Annotated in this window: 15 protein-coding genes; 7 read left to right on the top strand and 8 right to left on the bottom strand. The window is 70.5% G+C overall.

All coding sequences use genetic code 11. The features are described from left to right. Nucleotides 1–24: 24 nt before the first annotated feature. From JFN87_RS02770 to JFN87_RS02760, 3 genes are all read right to left on the bottom strand, one after another. Nucleotides 25–3,438 (bottom strand): GH92 family glycosyl hydrolase, encoded by a 3,414-nt coding sequence (locus tag JFN87_RS02770; RefSeq protein WP_307865270.1) that lies wholly within the window; start codon nucleotides 3,436–3,438, stop codon nucleotides 25–27. Nucleotides 3,439–3,824: 386 nt separating this feature from the next. Next, nucleotides 3,825–3,995: a hydrophobic protein gene (locus JFN87_RS02765; RefSeq protein WP_209338207.1), complete on the bottom strand. Its 171-nt coding sequence runs from the start codon at nucleotides 3,993–3,995 to the stop codon at nucleotides 3,825–3,827. Between the two features lie 120 nt (nucleotides 3,996–4,115). After that, nucleotides 4,116–4,739 carry a TetR/AcrR family transcriptional regulator gene (locus JFN87_RS02760; protein WP_209338206.1) on the bottom strand — a complete coding sequence of 208 codons (624 nt, stop codon included), beginning with the start codon at nucleotides 4,737–4,739 and terminating at the stop codon, nucleotides 4,116–4,118. Nucleotides 4,740–4,921: 182 nt separating this feature from the next. Here JFN87_RS02760 and JFN87_RS02755 point away from each other — a divergent pair, with 182 nt between their 5' ends. After that, complete coding sequence (locus tag JFN87_RS02755) at nucleotides 4,922–5,173, top strand: hypothetical protein (RefSeq protein ID WP_209338205.1); 252 nt, start codon at nucleotides 4,922–4,924, stop codon at nucleotides 5,171–5,173. A 45-nt stretch (nucleotides 5,174–5,218) separates the two neighbouring features. Beyond that, nucleotides 5,219–6,787 (top strand): carboxylesterase/lipase family protein, encoded by a 1,569-nt coding sequence (locus JFN87_RS02750; RefSeq protein ID WP_209338204.1) that lies wholly within the window; start codon nucleotides 5,219–5,221, stop codon nucleotides 6,785–6,787. Between the two features lie 431 nt (nucleotides 6,788–7,218). Here JFN87_RS02750 and JFN87_RS02745 read toward each other — a convergent pair whose 3' ends face one another. Next, nucleotides 7,219–7,812: a DoxX family protein gene (locus JFN87_RS02745; RefSeq protein WP_209338203.1), complete on the bottom strand. Its 594-nt coding sequence runs from the start codon at nucleotides 7,810–7,812 to the stop codon at nucleotides 7,219–7,221. Between the two features lie 260 nt (nucleotides 7,813–8,072). Between JFN87_RS02745 and JFN87_RS33405 the strand changes: the two genes are divergently transcribed. Together JFN87_RS33405 and JFN87_RS02735 are read left to right on the top strand one after the other, a co-directional pair. Then, entirely contained in the window at nucleotides 8,073–8,315 is a 243-nt protein-coding gene (locus JFN87_RS33405) for a DUF4235 domain-containing protein (protein WP_245178635.1), read from the top strand. Between the two features lie 11 nt (nucleotides 8,316–8,326). After that, nucleotides 8,327–8,965, top strand: coding sequence for an HhH-GDP family DNA glycosylase (locus tag JFN87_RS02735; RefSeq protein ID WP_209338201.1), 639 nt, complete (start codon nucleotides 8,327–8,329; stop codon nucleotides 8,963–8,965). A 114-nt stretch (nucleotides 8,966–9,079) separates the two neighbouring features. Here JFN87_RS02735 and JFN87_RS02730 read toward each other — a convergent pair whose 3' ends face one another. Both JFN87_RS02730 and hpnH read right to left on the bottom strand, forming a co-directional pair. Beyond that, complete coding sequence (locus JFN87_RS02730) at nucleotides 9,080–9,280, bottom strand: antitoxin (protein WP_209338200.1); 201 nt, start codon at nucleotides 9,278–9,280, stop codon at nucleotides 9,080–9,082. Between the two features lie 86 nt (nucleotides 9,281–9,366). After that, on the bottom strand, nucleotides 9,367–10,368 hold the full coding sequence (gene hpnH, locus JFN87_RS02725; protein WP_209338199.1) for an adenosyl-hopene transferase HpnH: 1,002 nt from the start codon (nucleotides 10,366–10,368) through the stop codon (nucleotides 9,367–9,369). Between the two features lie 131 nt (nucleotides 10,369–10,499). Here hpnH and JFN87_RS02720 point away from each other — a divergent pair, with 131 nt between their 5' ends. Continuing rightward, on the top strand, nucleotides 10,500–11,138 hold the full coding sequence (locus JFN87_RS02720; RefSeq protein ID WP_209338198.1) for a TetR/AcrR family transcriptional regulator: 639 nt from the start codon (nucleotides 10,500–10,502) through the stop codon (nucleotides 11,136–11,138). A gap of 28 nt (nucleotides 11,139–11,166) precedes the next feature. Here JFN87_RS02720 and JFN87_RS02715 read toward each other — a convergent pair whose 3' ends face one another. Continuing rightward, nucleotides 11,167–11,808, bottom strand: coding sequence for a TetR/AcrR family transcriptional regulator (locus JFN87_RS02715; RefSeq protein WP_209338197.1), 642 nt, complete (start codon nucleotides 11,806–11,808; stop codon nucleotides 11,167–11,169). 156 nt (nucleotides 11,809–11,964) lie between these two features. Here JFN87_RS02715 and JFN87_RS02710 point away from each other — a divergent pair, with 156 nt between their 5' ends. Further along, entirely contained in the window at nucleotides 11,965–14,175 is a 2,211-nt protein-coding gene (locus JFN87_RS02710; protein ID WP_209338196.1) for an MMPL family transporter, read from the top strand. Nucleotides 14,176–14,187: 12 nt separating this feature from the next. Here JFN87_RS02710 and JFN87_RS02705 read toward each other — a convergent pair whose 3' ends face one another. Next, entirely contained in the window at nucleotides 14,188–15,237 is a 1,050-nt protein-coding gene (locus tag JFN87_RS02705; protein ID WP_209338195.1) for an NAD(P)-dependent alcohol dehydrogenase, read from the bottom strand. A 316-nt stretch (nucleotides 15,238–15,553) separates the two neighbouring features. Here JFN87_RS02705 and JFN87_RS02700 point away from each other — a divergent pair, with 316 nt between their 5' ends. Further along, nucleotides 15,554–16,468, top strand: coding sequence for a helix-turn-helix domain-containing protein (locus JFN87_RS02700; RefSeq protein ID WP_209338194.1), 915 nt, complete (start codon nucleotides 15,554–15,556; stop codon nucleotides 16,466–16,468). Nucleotides 16,469–16,531: the final 63 nt, after the last annotated feature.

The raw sequence follows: 16,531 nt of genomic DNA, 5'->3' as shown, positions 1-16,531 counted from the left end.
GCGCGGCCGGGGCGTTCGTGGCGTTCAGTGTTGCAAGGTCATCGCGTAGATCTCGAGGTCGCTGTCGCGTTGCCAGTCGAGTCCTCCGGACCCGGGCGCGACCCATGCCGGCACGGACGGTTTCGCGAGAGAGAGGGACCGGACCTGTTTGCCGGGCTCCAGTGGGATGGTCGTTTCGTAGAGCGATGCCTTGGTGGTGGTCTTTCCGGATCCGGCCTTGAGTTGGTAATCGGTGTTCAGGGCCACGGCGTTGCCGAAGTCCGTGGTCCTGTTCGCCCAGCCGGTGAGTTCGAGCGGAACCGTCGCGGTGCTGCCGTCGGTGTAGGTGACGACGGCGGTGGCCGACGCGGCACCGGTACTGCCGTTGTCGGACGCGCCCACGATGTGGAGGCTGTCGTACTCACCGGGCGGAAGGGCGATTGCCTGGCCGGTGGACTTGACGAAATTCTTGCTGCTGCCGTCGGTCGGTGGTGCCTGGTAGGTCACCCCGCCGAGGGTGACAGGTCCCGGAGTGGGCAGCTGGTCGGCGGCGTAGCTCAGGCCCGTGCCGTCGAAGTCGCCCTGGTCCGGGGCAGCGAGCGTGGCGACGCCGTCGTTGTTGTAGGCGGAGTTCAGGTCGACGGCGCACGAGGTGCTCGTCCGGATCGCGCAGGTCCCGGCATGCTGGACCACGACGGTGACGGTCTTCTTGACCGCGGCGGCCCCGGGGAGCTTGGCGGTGACCGCGACCTTGTAGGTGCCTGGTGTCGTTCCGGCCGGCGCGGTGATCCGCAACCGGTCGTCGACCTGGGCGGGGAGCCCGTTCGAGGCGGCGGTCGCCGTCGTGCGGGCCGGGGCCACCGACCACCCCTTCGGAGCCTTCGCGGTCACGGCGATGCGCGCGGTGTGCGGGGACGTGGCCAGCAGCGTCAGGTCGATCTGCTGCTGCGACGGGCGGCCCGCCGTGGGCACCATGACGACCTGGTCGGGACCGACGTCGGCGCTGAGCCGGTGCTGCCGATTCGGCGTTGTGTCGATCGACGGCGGGACGTTCTTCGCGGCCGTCGCCCATGCGGTGGGCCTGGTGCGCAGGGCGAACTCGATGTGGCCGCCGTGGGCGATATCGGCCTGGTCGACCCATGCCTTGTCCCAGGCCCTGCCGTTCACCGTCGCGGCAGCGATGTAACGCTTCGCCATACTGCTGCCCGGCGCCGAGATCGTCAGCGTCCCGCCCTGTGTCTTGCCGTAGTGTCCGATCCGCACTCGGGCGTGCGGGAACTGCGGAGTGGTGATGACGTCGAAGTTGCCGCCGGCCGCTATGGGATAGAGCCCCAGCGACGACATGACGTACCAGGAGGACATCTCCCCCATGTCGTCATTGCCGGGGATGCCACCGGGGCTGTTCGTGAACAAGGTCTCCTGGGCCTTGACCACGGTCGCGGTGTTTCCGGGCCGGCCGGTCCACGCGTACATGTACGGCGCGATGAGGTTCGGTTCGTTGTTCGGGTTGAATTTTGTGGAGTCGTAGTAGCTGTACGGGTCACTGACCCAGGCCGTGCGCGCGGTCCCCGCGGGGTCGGCGAGGAGGTCGTCGTAGGCGAAGAAATCGTTCAGCCGTTTGGTCGTCGCGTCCCTGCCACCCAGCATGTCGACCAGCCCGGCCGGATCCTGGGGTACAAGCCACTGGTACTGGCTCGCGTTCTGCTCATGGAACGCGTGGTCGCTCGTGACCGGATCGTAGGGGGTCAGCCAGGTGCCGTCGGCAGCGGTGCGCGGACGGAACTGACCGGTCCGCCGGTCGTAGAGGTTCATGTACGACTGGCCGCGCTTGGCGAACATCGCGGCGTCGGCCCCGTGACCGAGCCCCTTCGCCATCAGCGCCAGCGACGCGTCGGCCGCCGCGTACTCCAGTGTGGCCGACGTACCGTAGTAGCAGTCGTTGTCGTTCGACTTGGTCGGGCAGCAGTTGCCCGACGTTCCCGCCTTGCAGTCGGCGTTCGACGTGATGTTCAGGCCGTAGGGGATGTATCCCCGTTCCTCGTAGTACGCGACACCGGCGCGCCCGTTCTCGCGGACTTCGGCCGGCGGCACCTCCGTCGCGTTCTCGCGGAGGTACTTGTACGCCTCGCGGGCCTCGTCTCCCCTGAGCAGCCCCTTCGACCAGCCCTCGACCAGATACGGCGTGACCGGGTCACCGGTCATGATGTTGCCCTCCTGGTCCTCCAGGTACCAGCGCGGCAGCGCGCCGCCCTCCCTCGCGATCGCGATGATCGACATGTCGATGTCGTGCGCGACCTTGGGGACGAGCATCTCGAGGAGCTGGTTCTGCGTCCGGTACGTGTCCCACAGGGAGAAGTTGCTGTAGGGGGTGTAGCCGTCGGCGGTGTGCAGCTTCTTGTCGGCTCCGACATAGCGGCCGTCGACGTCACCGATCATGTTGGGATCGACCATGGAGTGGTACAGCGCCGTGTAGTACGCGACCTGCTGATCGTGCGTACCACCACCGACCGCGGCCTTGTGGAACATCGCGTTCCACTGCTTCTTCAGTGCCTTGTGCGCGGCGTCGAAGTCGAATCCGAGCTTGCCGGTCTCCGCGGAGAGGTTCTTGCGGGCGCCGGCGAGTCCGGTGAAGGAGAGACCCACTTTCGCGACCACAGGAGCGTCGTTCTTCGTCGTGTCGAAGGTCACCCACGCACCGTTGGATCCCTTGGCGTCCGACTCACGAGACCCCGGGCTCCGGTCGCTGCCCTTCCAGGTGCCGAACGACGCGAACGGCCGGCTGAGCCGCGCGACGAAGTAGGTCTTCTTGGAGTCCTCGACCCACCCCTCGATCGTCCTGTCGCCGACGACGCGTATCTCGGAACCGGACACGCCGATGCCGGCGTTGAACAGCACGTTCGCCTGACTCGTCCGCGGGAAGGTGTACTTCTGCCATCCGGTCCGCGCGGTCGCCGTCAACGCGGCGGTCACGCCGTACTTGTCGAGCTTCGTCCGGTAGTAGTCAGGTGCCGTGGTCTCGTTCTCGTGGCTGAAGGTCGACGCGTACCGCGCCGGGTCGGTCGAACTCACGTCGCCGGTGGTGGGCATCATCGGCAGGTAGTTGAACCGGCATCCGTTGATCGTCGTCTGGCTGAACCCGATGACCGTGTCGGCGGACTCCTTGTCACACCCCGTGCCACCGGCCGTCTTCATCAGCGGGCTCTCCTGCACCAGACCGAACGGTGCTCCCGCGGCGGGAAAGGTCAGCCCCTCGTTCTCTGTCCCGATGAACGGATTGACCAGCTTCGTCAGATCGGCTCCCGCTCCCGGTATCGCGCCGGAGGCCGTCGCCGGCTGCGTGGCAGCGCTCGCACTCGCGCCGGCGCCCGCGGCGGTTCCCGCGGCTGCGAGAGCGATGCAGAGCGCGGCCGCCGCCCATCCGTGCCTGATGCGCCGTACTGTCGATCTGATGCGGGTCACGCGGGTCGCTGAAGGTTGCATCGCAGGCATATCGCTCCCACCGCCGTCCTTTGGACATCGTTGTCATGGGTTGCGGCACGACGCTAGATCGCTTCATCGGCTTCCCGCAAGGGCGTTGGCCGCCACCGGCAACGGCCCCGGCCGGAGGTCGGGTGCGCTCGATCGCAGCGCCGACCGGCTCGACGTGCGTCCCGGGGCCCGCGTCAGTCGCCTCGGCCGCCTCGGCGTCCTGCACACTTCCTGCACACTTCCTGGAGCAAGTACGCGCGAGACCACGGCCAGGTTCATCGGCGGTTCCCCTGCCCGCCCCGCGCTGTTCCAGCGCCGGACACGCTGACGGGCCGGGAGCGCAGTAGCCGCTCCCGGCCCGTCGAACACCGCACGTCCTACCAGCGGTACCAGCGGCTCCGCTTTCCGCCGGACGCGGCGGGGCGGACGAGGAATCCGAGCAGCCAGATGACGAGAACCGCGATCGCGATCCACCACAGGATCTTCAGGGCGAAGCCCGCACCGGCCAGAATCACGATGAGAAGCAGAACAAGCAGCAGGGGAACCATAGTTATCAACCTCCGGCGAGCCGTATGCCCCCACCCAATCCCGCCACACCCGCCGTGACCAGCTTCGTGAACATGTACACCACACCCACCTCCGCGACCACCCTGAGTGGGGCCAGGCAGTTACGGGGTGTGCCGCTGCAGCGGGACGAGCGCGGAGCCAAGGGCAGTGAGCCCGGGTCCGAGTTGGTCGACGAGAACATCAGGAGCCAGGTGATGGCACACGATCAGCCCGTGCATGAGGGTGAACACCGTGGCCGCGGTCGCTGCGGGATCGCTGTCGGGTGGCAGGTGGCCCTCAGCCCGCCAGCGTTCGGCGAGTTCGGTGATACATGCACTGGTTTCGGCGTAGAGGTCGCGGGTGTGGTCGCGCAGGGCGGGGTTGCGCAGGGCCTCGGCCCAGGTCTGGACGGCGAGTTTCGACAGGTCGTACTCGGGGTTGCTGGTGCGGCTGCGCAGTTCGCCGACGATGGTTTCCAGTGTCTGCCCGGGCGTGGGGGTAGGGGTGCAGGTCAGCAGGCGCACGAAGATGTCGCGGACCCGGGTGATGCCTTCCTCGGCAGTGGCGTCGATCAGTTCTTCCTTGCTGCGGAAGTACCGGTACACCGCGCTGGAGGACATGCCGGTCGCGGCGATCACCTCGTCCATCGAGGTGGCGTGGAAGCCGTTCTCGGAGAAGCAGCGCCAGGCGCTGGTGAGGACGTGGTGGCGCCGTCGGGCGCGGGTTTCATCGCTGAGCCGGGGCATGACCGCATCCTAAACGGAAACGGTGACTTGCGTTATGCAGGGAGACGGGCCTACGGTCGAAGCGTTGCGGAAACGATCGTTTCTTTTTGATTGCCCTCGCCCGTGAGGACGGCTCGTTCCTGCATCCGGCGGGACGGGCCCCGCAACCCGCCGCTGCACCAGCCGAGACGAGGAACCTCCCCATGACCGGCAAGGGAAGCCTGCTGGACCTGCTCGACCAGAAGGCCGCCCCTGTGGGCATGCGGTGCTTCACCCGCCACCACGCCCTGGCCCGGCTCGACAGCGAGCACAGCGCGGCCGGCTACTCGCTGCGCGCGTTCGCCGAACACGCCGCCGCCAACGACGCGGGCGCCTACCAACCACGGTTGGAGCAACCGTTCCGACAGCCCCGCCTCCTCATCGGCACCATGGTCGACGCAACACCGGCCGCCTGACCGCCCTTCACACCGGCGCTGTCCCCCATCCATCAAGGAATCCCCATGAGCAACACCGTACGCATCGAGCACGGATCGCTCGTGGGCGCCGAACACGACGGCGTCCACAGCTTCCTCGGCATCCCCTACGCCGCCCCGCCCGTCGGCGACCTGCGCTGGGCCCCTCCGGCGCCTGTGGCCGCGTGGGACGGTGTCCGCGATGCGACCGTATTCGGGAACAGCGCCATCCAGAGCGTCCACACCGGTTTCGACCCCGGCTCCCCGGAAAGCGAGGACTGCCTGAACCTGAACGTGTGGTCCGCCGACCCGGCCCCAGGCGCCCGCCTGCCGGTCATGGTGTGGATCCACGGCGGCGGCTTCCTCAACGGCTCCTCCGCGATGCCCCTGTGGTCCGGGCAGCAACTCGCCAAGCGCGGCGTGGTCATGGTGTCCCTCAACTACCGCCTGGGCGCCTTCGGATTCCTCGCCCACCCCGAGGTGGGATGCAACTTCGGCCTCCAGGACTGGGTAGCGGCCCTAAGATGGGTACGCGGCAACATCACCGCCTTCGGCGGCGACCCGGACAACGTCACCGTCTTCGGCCAGTCCGCCGGCGGCGCCGCCTCTCGCGCCCTGCTGTGCACCCCCTCCGCGCGCGGCCTGTTCCACCGCGCGGTCATCCAGAGCGCCGGCTACGAGGACTACGCCGTCGTCGACTCCCCCAGCCACGAACGCGCCACGAAGGCCACCGAGAACATGTTCCGCCACCTGGGCAGCAGCGACTTCGCCCGGCTGCGTCGCCTGCCCGCCGAACAGGTACGCGCAGCCTCCTTCGCCGAGGCCGGTGTCATCCCACCGCCCGGCCAGGTGCACACGCCCGCGAACCTGGTCTGGTACCCGGTCGCCGACGGGGAGGTGATGACCGAGGACTTCTCCGGCTGGGCGGACGGCGTGCCGATCATGTTCGGCTGCACCCAGGACGAGGCTCGCCTCTTCCACACCCCCACCGGCCTGTACGGGCACAAGTCCCAGTCCTCCCTCGACCCGGCCGACGTCTACACCGTCTCGACCCTGGCCAACATGGCCAAAGCCATCGGCGGCGCGCGCGCAGACGACATACTCGCCCACTTCAGCACCCGCGGGCTCACCCCGTACGAGGCACTGTGCGAACTGGACACCACCGGCGTGTGGCACGAACCCGCCCTGGCCTCCTACCAGCGCTACGCCACCCTGGACGGCCGCACCGCCTACAACTACCGCTTCGCCCGCGTCTCGCCGGGCGCCCGCCGCTCCGGGCTGCTCGCCAGGCACAGCGCGGAGATCCCGTACCTGTTCGGCCTCCTCACCGCCGGCGACGACTACGACGCCACAGACGTGCACATCAGCGACACCATCCAGCACGCCTGGACCGAGTTCGCCCGCACCGGCACGCCCCGCAATCCGGACGGCACCCCCTGGCCGGCCTGCACCCCCACCGACCCGCACTTCACCGTCATCGGCGACGAGACCAAGGGCGTCCCTCTGGACATCGCCCCCGTCTGCGAAATGATCAACTCGCAGCGGCGCGGCACGAGCCGTCGTCTCCGTACGCCGCGGCCCGCCTCACCACGGCCACAGGACGAAGTCGAGAGCTGAACCACCCGTTTGCTCGCGGGTGCCCCCGCCCCGGGCCTGCGCCGCCCGGGGCGGGGGGGCCGGGTCTCAGTGCAGCGGTCCCGGTGCCGGTTCGGGTTCAGGCACGGGGTCGGGGCCCGGCGGCTTGGGTACCGGGTCGGGCGAGGGAACGGGCGACGGCGGTACGGGCGTGGGCCCGGGCGCGGGTCCCGGTGCGGGGCCCGGCTCCGGTCCTGGCGGGCCTGGCGTGGGGGTGGGGGTGGGAGGCACCGGGTCGGGGTGCGGACTGGTCATGTCGGACCTCCAAACACGGGACGGCCCCCAGCGGGGGACGTCTTCTCCACTGTCTCCCAGTGCGCGTGCCCAGCGCGGCGGCGCCCACGCAGGATCCAGCCCGATCGGGCGTGACCGCTCGGGCGCGTCCGGTCGGGCCCTCGCGATGTCCCGCGCTGTCAGGCCTGGCCGGGGCCGTCCGTGGCGCCGTCGCCGTCCGCTCCGTCCGCGCCGTCCGTCTGCGCCGCCTCGGTGGCCCGGGCGAGGCTCTGGGTGCGCTTGCGGATCACGCACGCGGTGACGAGACCGCTCGCGGCGAAGGCCACCGGCACCATCCATGTCCGGTCGAGCCGGTGCTGCGTCACGTGGTCGAGCGAGTAGCGGCCCGCGCCCGTCAGTCCGAGGCAGGCGGCGGACCAGCCGAGGAAGCCCGGGTACTCGAGCCCGCCCGACGTGGAGAAGAACCCGTTCGGTGCGTGCACGGCCGCCGCGCCCGCCATGGCGCCCGCCGCAACGGCGCCCGCCGCGGGGGTGGCGAGCCCGAGCGCGATCAGCGCGCCGCCGCCGGCCTCGCCGCACCCGGCCGCGAGCGCGCTGCGGTCGCCGGGCCTGAAGCCCATCGCGTCCATGGCCTTCGCGGTGACGTCGAGCCCTCCGCCGCCGAACCAGCCGAACAGCTTCTGGGTGCCGTGCGCGGCGAGCACGGCTCCGGTGCCGAGCCGCAGGGCGAGCAGGCCGAGGTCCCTGTGGTCGCGGTGGGTGGGGCGCTTCATCAGGTGGCTCCAGGATGTCGGGTACGGGACGTCGGATCGCTTCCCTCCCACTCTCGGCGCTCGGGGCCCGGGGCGGGAGCGGGGTTGCTCCGGACGTGTACCCGGTGTGCCGCGTCACCTGCCTCGGGATCGGGCGGTGCCACTCCCCCGCGCCGCTGTGTGCCCCGCGCACCGCGGGGCACCCGTGCGGTGTGACCAAGACCAAGAAGGCGAAGAAGAAGCCGAAACTGCCGTTGGCGTACAAGCCCCTCGGGTTCCTGATGGGCTGGGCCGGCGGGATGGTGGCCGGGAAGGTGTTCAGGGCGGCGTGGAAGGCGGTGCGTCACGAGGACGACGCGCCCGACGCCCTGGACCGCGACCGCGGCTGGGCCGAGATCGTGATCGCGGCGGCCGTGCAGGGCGCGATCCTCGCCGCCGTCCGCAGCGCGGTGGACCGTTCGGGCGCCAAGGCGGTCGAACGCGCCACCGGGGCCTGGCCGGGAGAGGCCGGCGGACGCAACTGAGGGAGGCACACGTGGCGGGGAAGACGAAGGGCCCGGCCGGCACGGTCGGCAAGCTGCTCGACGCGTACGGCACGACCTACAGCGACGAGGCGGGCATCACGTTGCGCGACACACCGCAGCCGCTCTACCGGCTGCTGGTGCTGTCGCTGCTGCTCAGCGCGCGGATCAGCAGCGGCATCGCCGTGTCGGCGGCTCGCGCTCTCGCGGACGCGGGTCTGCGCAGCCCGCGCGCGATGGCGGACGCCACCTGGCAGCAGCGCGTGGACGCGCTCGGCGAGGGCGGCTACCGGCGCTACGACGAGCGGACCGCCACCCAGCTCGGGGACGGCGCGGAACTGCTGCTGGAGCGCTATCACGGCGATCTGAGGCGGCTGCGTGACGAGACCTCGGGCGATCGCGCGGAGCTGCGCCGCCTGCTTCAGCAGATGCCAGGGATCGGCCCGGTGGGCGCCGACATCTTCCTGCGCGAGGTGCAGGACGTGTGGCCCGAGGCCGCGCCGTACCTGGACGAGAAGGCGCGGCAGGGCGCCGGCAAGGTGGGGCTGCCGAAGGACACGAAGAAGCTCGCCGCTCTGGCGGGTGACGACCCGGCGCGGTTCGCGGCGGCCCTGGTGCGGGTCGCCCTCGACCGCCACCCGCAACTGACGTAGGCGTGAACGAACCGGCCGGCTCTACAGCCGGCCGGCAACGCAGACGACGCCGGTGTGCGCCGCACGGATCCGTGCGGCGCACACCGGCGTCTGCCGAAGGCGAAGGGCCCGCGGTCAGCCGCGGGGCGGGTTGTCGTCACCCGGCGTGGCCTGGCCGCCGAGCTGCTCGTCCATCTTCTTCTGCGCGGAGTCGACCTGGCTCTGGTACTTGTTGCCGGTCTTCTTGTCGACGGCGTCCCCCGCCTTGTCCACTCCCTTGGCGGCAGTGTCCTCGTGGCCCTTCATCATGCCCTTGAGTTTGTCGAGCATCGACATGGCTGGCTCCTCACTCGGGACGTACTACCCACCACCATCCACGCCGCCGCGCGATCCCGCATCCGCAGCGGCCGGTGGCGGGCGCGTCAGCCCGTGACCGCCCGCAGCGACTGCTTGAGCGAGCCCATCGTGGCGAGCACGGCGGTCGGCTCGTACCCGCAGTGGGCCATGCAGTTGTCGCAGCGCGGGTCCTTGCCGCGGCCGTACTTGTCCCAGTCGGTGTCGTCCAGGAGCTCCTGGTAGGTCTTGGCGTAGCCGTCGCTCATCAGGTAGCAGGGCTTCTGCCAGCCGAACAGCGAGTAGGACGGGACGCCCCACGGGGTGCACTCGAAGTCGGCCTTGCCCTCGAGGAAGTCGAGGAACAGCTCCGAGTGGTTGAGACGCCACCTCTTGCGCCTGCCGTCGGCGAACGCCTTGCGGAACACCTCGCGCGTCTGCTCGACACCGAGGAAGTGGTCCTGGTCGGGCGCCTTCTCGTAGGCGTAGGCCGGCGAGATCTCCAGGCGGTCGACCTTCAGCTCGTCATTGAGGTAGTCGAGCACCTCGATGATGTCCTCGGGGGTGTCGGTGTTGAAGAACGTCGAGTTCGTGTAGACGGCGAAGCCGGCCGCCTTGGCCTGCCTGATCGCCTCCACGGCCTGGTCGAAGACGCCTTCCTTGCTCACCGACTCGTCGTGCCGCTCCCGCATGCCGTCGATGTGGACCATCCAGGCGAAGTTGCGGTGGGGGGTGAACTTGTGGAGGTGCTTGGGCAGCAGTACGGCGTTGGTGCACAGCACCACGAACTTGCCGCGCTTGAGCAGCTCCTCGGTGATCTTGTCGATCTGCGGGTGCATCAGCGGCTCGCCGCCGGCCAGCGACACCATGGGCGCGCCGCACTCCTCGACCGCCCCGATGGCCTGGGCCACGGGCATGCGCTGCTTGAGCACGCCCGCGGGGTGCTGGATCTTGCCGCAGCCGTTGCACGCGAGGTTGCAGGCGAACAGCGGTTCGATCTCGACGATGAGGGGGTACTTCTCCCGCCGCTTCACCTTCTGCTTGACGAGGTGGCTGCCCATTTTGACGGTCAGGTTGAGCGGTAGTGCCATGGCTTGCTTCTCCGTTCCCACGGAGCTCTGGTGCCCCGTCGCGGACGCGTCCCGTGTGTCTACCCGTATTTACGGATCCCCCGCATACACGATGCCTACAACATACAGACTGTATGGGACAGAATGAAGCCATGCCAGCTCAGCCAAAGTCCGTGTCGAGCCGCAGGGCCGACCACGTCGCCGACACGCGCGGGGCCCTGCTCGATGCCGCGCGCACCCTCTTCGCGAGCCGCGGGTACGCGGCGACCGGGACGGAGGACATCGTCTCCGCCGCCCGGGTGACGCGCGGCGCGCTCTACCACCACTTCCGCGACAAGGCCGACCTGTTCGCGGCGGTCATGGAGCAGTGCGCCAAGGAGATGGCCGAGCGGCTGATCGAGCAGGAGACGCGGCGGGCGGCGGCCGAGCATCAGGAGGACACCTGGAGTCTGCTGCGCACCGGGTTCCAGTCCTTCCTCGACGCGTGCGCGGACCCCGATTTCCAGCGGATCGTGCTCATCGAGGGCCCGGCCGTGCTCGGCCACAGCGCGTGGGACGCGCTGGTCGAGCAGCACGGTTACGTACTGCTCGAAGAGGTGCTGTCGCAGGCGGCGGCCGAGGGCCGGATCGACCCGCTCCCGCTGCGGCCGCTGACACGGATGCTGAGCGCCCTGATCTCGGAGGCGAGCCTCTACATCGCCAGGTCTCGTGACCAGGAGCGGGCCCGCGAGGAGGCCGGCACGGTGCTCGACCGGATGCTCGTGGGGCTGAGGCGCGGCGAGGACGGGTAGTCGCCGCGCGCACGCGTCCGCGCCGGCGTCAGCCGTCCCCGAGGGCCGTGTACGCCTCGTCGAGCAGCGCGTTCACCCGCTCCTCGGTCCGCTGTTCCACGGGAAGCTCGACGCACGCCTTGAGTGCGGAGAGCATCGGCGAGATCGCGGTGGAGGCCAGTACCCGCGCGCGGAACGCGGGATCCGGCTCGGGTGCGGCCGCTCCCGGCTCCGCGAGCACGCACGCGGTCGGCGTCATGCGGCCGTCGAGCCGGCCGGCGAGCCCCTGCGCGACGCCGTCGCAGAACTCCTCGACCATGCGCTGCATGCCGGGGCTCGACCTGTCGAGCAGCCGCTCCCCCATGTCCCGCACGAGCAGCCCCATGACGTGCGGGTGCTCTTCCTTCAGCGTGCGCAGCGCACGCCACACCGCGGTGAAGGGACGCTCGGCCGCCGGGCGCCCCGCCGTCAGGTCGCGCAGCAGCGGGATCAGCCCGCGGACCTCCGCGAGCACCAGGTCGTCCTTGAAGGGGAAGTAACGGTAGACGGTGCGTTCGGTGACCCGGCAGGCGTCCGCGATCTGGCGCATGGTCGTCGCCTCGAAGCCCCCCTCGCCGAAGAGGCGCAGGGCCGTGGCGAGGATCCTGGCTCGCGTCGTCTCGCGGCCGCCGGGCCGTTCCGCATCCGTCACGCCGACAGTCTCCCATGCCGATCACGGCCTCCCCAGGGCGCATGTCAGGTCTGACATGCCGCTGGATGTCAGACCTGACACGGATGCTAGCGTGAGGACGGATGTCAGGCATGACATGCCGCGTCGCCCCCGCCCGCGCACCCTCGGAGAGCCAGCATGGCGAGTCTTCTCTACCGTCTCGGACGCTTTTCCTTCCGCCGCCGACGCCTCGTGCTCTCGCTGTGGCTGGCCGCGCTGGCGGCGGTGGTCGCGGGCTTCTCGCTGGCGGGCAGCTCGCTCGACGACCAGTTCTCGATCCCCGGCTCGCAGTCCCAGCAGGCACTCGACCGGCTGCGTGCGGTCGAGCCCGCGGCGGGCGGGGTGAGCGGGCAGATCGTCTTCACCGCGCCCCCGGGGCACAAGGTGACCGAGCGGCGCTACGCGGCCGCGATCCAGGAGACGCTGCATGACGCCGCCCACGCGCCGCAGGTGGGTGCGGTGATCTCCCCGAAGAAGGCCGGGACCGTCACGCGTGACGGCCGCACGGCGCTCGCCCAGGTCCAGTACGCGGTCACCGGACCCGACGTGCGGCCGGGCAGCGTGGACGCCCTGGAGGCGTCGACGCGGCCGGCCTCGGACGCCGGGCTGACCGTGCACGCCGGTGGCGCCGTATTCGGCAGCCACGGCGTACAGATCGGCGCGACCGAGGTGATCGGCGTCGTGGTGGCCCTCGTCGTGCTCGTGATCACGTTCGGGTCCCTGCTCGCGGCCGGCATGCCGCTGCTCACGGCCATCGGCGGGCTCGCCGTGTCGCTGTCGGGCCTGATGCTCCTCGCCCATGTCTTCACGATCTCGTCCACGGCCATCACCCTGGCCGTGATGCTGGGGCTCGCCGTCGGGATCGACTACACGCTCTTCATCCTGTCCAGGCACCGTACGCAGCTCGCACGCGGGACGGACGTGGAGGAGTCCGCGGCGCGCGCCCTCGGCACGGCGGGCAGTGCGGTCGCCTTCGCCGGGCTCACGGTGGTCGTGGCGCTCGCCGGGCTCAGCGTGGTCGGCATCCCGTTCCTCACCGTCATGGGTCTGAGCGGCGCGGTGACCGTCGTCGTGGCGGTCCTCGCGGCCACCACGCTGCTGCCCGCGCTGCTCGGCTTCGCGGGCAGCCGCCTCACACCGAAGCCGCATTCGCGCGCGGCCCGCCGTGAGAAGAGCCCGCGGCCCGCGATGGGCGCGAGGTGGATCAGGGCCACCACCCGCAGGCCGCTGCTGACGGTGCTCGCGGGCGTCGCGGCGCTCGTCGTCGTGGCGATCCCGGCACGTGAGCTGCAACTCGCCCTGCCGGACAACGGCTCCGCGCCGCAGGGCTCCACGCAGCGCGAGGCGTACGACGCGGTGTCGCGGGCGTTCGGGCCCGGCTTCAACGGGCCGCTGCTCATCCTCGCCGACACCTCAAACGCCAAGGGCGGGGGCAAGGGCGCCAAGGCCGAGCTCTCCAAGGCGGCCTCCGACCTGAAGAAGCTGCCGGGCGTCGCCGCCGTCACCCCGCCGCAGCCGACCTCGTCGAAGACGGACTCGGTGCTGCAGCTCGTGCCCACCACGGCGCCGGACGCCAAGGGCACCGAGGACCTCGTGCACCGGGTGCGCGACTACGCGGACGGCGTGCGGGCCCGCTCGGGGGTCTCGCTCGCGGTGACGGGCACCACCGCCGTCAACGTGGACGTGTCCAGCAAGCTCAGCGCGTCCCTCGTGCCGTTCGCCGCGGTCGTCGTCGGCCTCTGCCTGATCATCCTGCTGATCGTGTTCCGCTCGATCGTCGTGCCCGTCAAGGCGACCGCCGGGTTCCTGCTGTCGGTGGCGGCGTCGTTCGGCGCCGTGGTCGCCGTCTTCCAGTGGGGCTGGCTCTCCGACCTGATCGGGGTGACGAGGACGGGCCCCGTGGTCAGCTTCCTGCCCGTGATCCTCATGGCGGTGCTGTTCGGTCTCGCCATGGACTACGAGGTGTTCGTCGTCGCGGGCATCCACGAGGAGTACGCGCACGGACGCGACCCGCGAGAGGCCATCAGGCGCGGCGCGCCCGGCGCGTTCCGCGTGGTCACGGCGGCGGCGCTGATCATGATCGCCGTCTTCGCCGGGTTCGTGACGCTGGACGACGCCATCGTCAAGCCGATCGCCTTCGCCCTGGCGTTCGGCGTCCTCGTCGACGCGTTCGTGGTACGGCTGACGCTCGTCCCCGCCGTGCTCAGCCTGGTGGGACGGGCCGGCTGGTGGCTGCCGAAGTGGCTGGCCCGGATCCTGCCGGCGGTGGACATCGAGGGGCGGGGCCTGCCCGCCCTGCCGGAAACGGCGGAAGGCCACCGGCCGCACGAGGAGTCGCGCGGCCGGTGACCTCCGGCGTGCTCAGATGGTCGCGGTGTCGATCACGAAGCGGTAGCGGACGTCGCTGCCGACGACACGCTCGTACGCGTCGTTGATCTCGTCGGCGCGGATCAGCTCGATCTCCGCGCCGATGCCGTGCTCGGCGCAGAAGTCCAGCATCTCCTGGGTCTGGGGGATGCCGCCGATGGCGGATCCCGCCAGGGTCTTGCGGCCCTGGATGAGCGAGAACATGTTGACGGAGTTCGGCTCCTCCGGGGCGCCCACATTGACGAAGGCGCCGTCCACCTTCAGCAGGCCCAGGTAGGCGTCGATCGGCAGCGGCGCGGAGACGGTCGACACGATGAGGTCGAACTGCCCGCGCAGCTCGGTGAACGTGGACTCGTCGGCGGTCGCGTAGTAACGGTCGGCGCCGAGCCGCAGCCCGTCGTCCTTCTTGCGCAGCGACTGGCTGAGGACGGTGACCTCGGCGCCCATCGCGTGGGCGAGCTTGACGGCCATGTGGCCGAGACCGCCGAGGCCGACCACGGCGACGCGCTTGCCCGGGCCCGCGTTCCAGTGCCGCAGCGGCGAGTACGTCGTGATGCCGGCGCACAGCAGCGGCGCGGCCACGTCGAGGGCGAGGCCGTCCGGGATGCGGACCGCGTAGCCCTCGTCGACGACGAGGTGCGTGGAGTAACCGCCGTAGGTGGGGTCGCCGTTCTTGTCACGGCCGTTGTACGTGGCCACCATGCCCTCGACGCAGTACTGCTCGAGCCCCTGCTCGCAGTACTCGCAGTGGCGGCAGGAGTCCACGAAGCAGCCGACGCCGACCCGGTCGCCGACGGCGTAGCGGGTGACGCCGGCACCGACCTCGGCGACGACGCCGGCGATCTCGTGGCCCGGAACCATCGGGAAGATCGCGTCGCCCCAGCCCTCGCGGGCCTGGTGGATGTCCGAGTGGCAGATGCCAGAGAACTTGATGTCGATGAGGATGTCGTGCTCGCCCACCGGGCGGCGCTCGATGGTGGTGCGCTCCAGCGGCGCCTTGGGCGCGGGGGCCGCGTAGGCGGGGACTGCCGTGAGGCTGGTCATGCCTGGGATTCTCCAGATGATCGGGTTCGCGGTGGCCGTCCACGGTTGCGGAAGGCCGCGTTCCACCGTGCCGGATCCGTCGGCGCACGCCCAGACCACCCGTTTTCGTACGTCCACTGTGCGTACCACCAGCGGGCGCAGGCTCAGAGGTACGCCGCGGGAATACGGCGGTCAGAGCCCCGCGCGATCCCGCGTATTCCCGCTCTGAGCTGGTACGGGCCGCCCAGGACGTGCGGTTCCTCACGTGCCGCCGCGCCGGGTCACGCCCCACCTCCTGCGTACGTCCAGCCGGCGCGTCCGGCCCATACTGGAAGCCATGGACGACCAGCACGAGCGCAGGCCCCTCGACCCGAAGGCCGAGCTGAGCGAGTTCCTGCACACGAGGCGAGCCCGGCTGAAACCCCTCGACGTGGGCCTGCCCGACCTCGGCAGGCACCGCAGGGTGCCAGGGCTGCGCAGGGAGGAGCTGGCGCAGCTGGCCGGGGTGTCCGTCGCCTACTACACGCGCCTGGAACAGGGCAACGCGCACAACGTGTCGGCCGACGTGCTGGACGCGATCGCCCGGGCCCTGCGGCTCAGCGACGCCGAGCACCAGCACCTGCTCCACCTGGCCAAGCCCAAGCGGCACGGCGGGAAGAAGCACCAGGCGAGGGCCCAGGTGCTGCGGCCGGCGCTGCGCGCCCTCCTCGAGTCGATGGAGCTCGTGCCCGCGTACGTCGTCGGCCACCGTACGGACATCCTCGCCTGGAACAGGCTGGCCGCCGCGGTGTTCCACGACTTCGGGGCGGTCCCGGAGAAACACCGCAACTACGCCCGTCTCATCTTCCTCGACCCGGCGATGCGCACCCTCTTCGCGGACTGGGAGACGAAGGCGTCGGAGACGGCGAGCGCGTTGCGCGTGTACGCGGGCTACTGCGCGGACGACCCGGAACTGTCCGCCCTGGTAGGCGAGTTGTCGGTGAAGAGTGAGGCGTTCCGCAGGCTCTGGGCGGCCCACGAGGTCCGTGACAAGGGGTACGGCACGAAGGTGCTGAACCATCCACTGGTCGGCGAGCTCGAGCTGTCGTACGAGACGGTGACGCTGCCCGACGACCCCGAGCAGACCATGCTGCTCTTCCACGCGGAACCGGGCTCGAAGTCGGCCGACGCGCTCCGCCTGCTGGCGAGCTGGGGCGCGGACGCCTCGGCGCCGGCCGCACCCGCGCCCGCACCGGGCGAGATCACCGGCTGACCGGCCGGCCGCCGGCACGTGGCCCGGGCCGGTTTCCTGCCCGGGCCACGTGGTACCCGAACA

The organism is Streptomyces montanisoli, from assembly GCF_017813245.1.
GTDB lineage: Bacteria > Actinomycetota > Actinomycetes > Streptomycetales > Streptomycetaceae > Streptomyces > Streptomyces montanisoli.
Note: the sequence above shows the minus strand (reverse complement) of the source record. Positions and strands in the feature narration are given on the sequence as shown.

Coding starts and splice junctions, on each gene's coding strand:
- JFN87_RS02765 (WP_209338207.1), bottom strand. CDS start 3,995: ATGGTTCCCCTGCTGCTTGTTCTGCTTCTCATCGTGATTCTGGCCGGT.
- JFN87_RS02760 (WP_209338206.1), bottom strand. CDS start 4,739: ATGCCCCGGCTCAGCGATGAAACCCGCGCCCGACGGCGCCACCACGTC.
- JFN87_RS02755 (WP_209338205.1), top strand. CDS start 4,922: ATGACCGGCAAGGGAAGCCTGCTGGACCTGCTCGACCAGAAGGCCGCC.
- JFN87_RS02750 (WP_209338204.1), top strand. CDS start 5,219: ATGAGCAACACCGTACGCATCGAGCACGGATCGCTCGTGGGCGCCGAA.
- JFN87_RS02745 (WP_209338203.1), bottom strand. CDS start 7,812: ATGAAGCGCCCCACCCACCGCGACCACAGGGACCTCGGCCTGCTCGCC.
- JFN87_RS33405 (WP_245178635.1), top strand. CDS start 8,073: ATGGGCTGGGCCGGCGGGATGGTGGCCGGGAAGGTGTTCAGGGCGGCG.
- JFN87_RS02730 (WP_209338200.1), bottom strand. CDS start 9,280: ATGTCGATGCTCGACAAACTCAAGGGCATGATGAAGGGCCACGAGGAC.
- hpnH (WP_209338199.1), bottom strand. CDS start 10,368: ATGGCACTACCGCTCAACCTGACCGTCAAAATGGGCAGCCACCTCGTC.
- JFN87_RS02720 (WP_209338198.1), top strand. CDS start 10,500: ATGCCAGCTCAGCCAAAGTCCGTGTCGAGCCGCAGGGCCGACCACGTC.
- JFN87_RS02710 (WP_209338196.1), top strand. CDS start 11,965: ATGGCGAGTCTTCTCTACCGTCTCGGACGCTTTTCCTTCCGCCGCCGA.
- JFN87_RS02705 (WP_209338195.1), bottom strand. CDS start 15,237: ATGACCAGCCTCACGGCAGTCCCCGCCTACGCGGCCCCCGCGCCCAAG.
- JFN87_RS02700 (WP_209338194.1), top strand. CDS start 15,554: ATGGACGACCAGCACGAGCGCAGGCCCCTCGACCCGAAGGCCGAGCTG.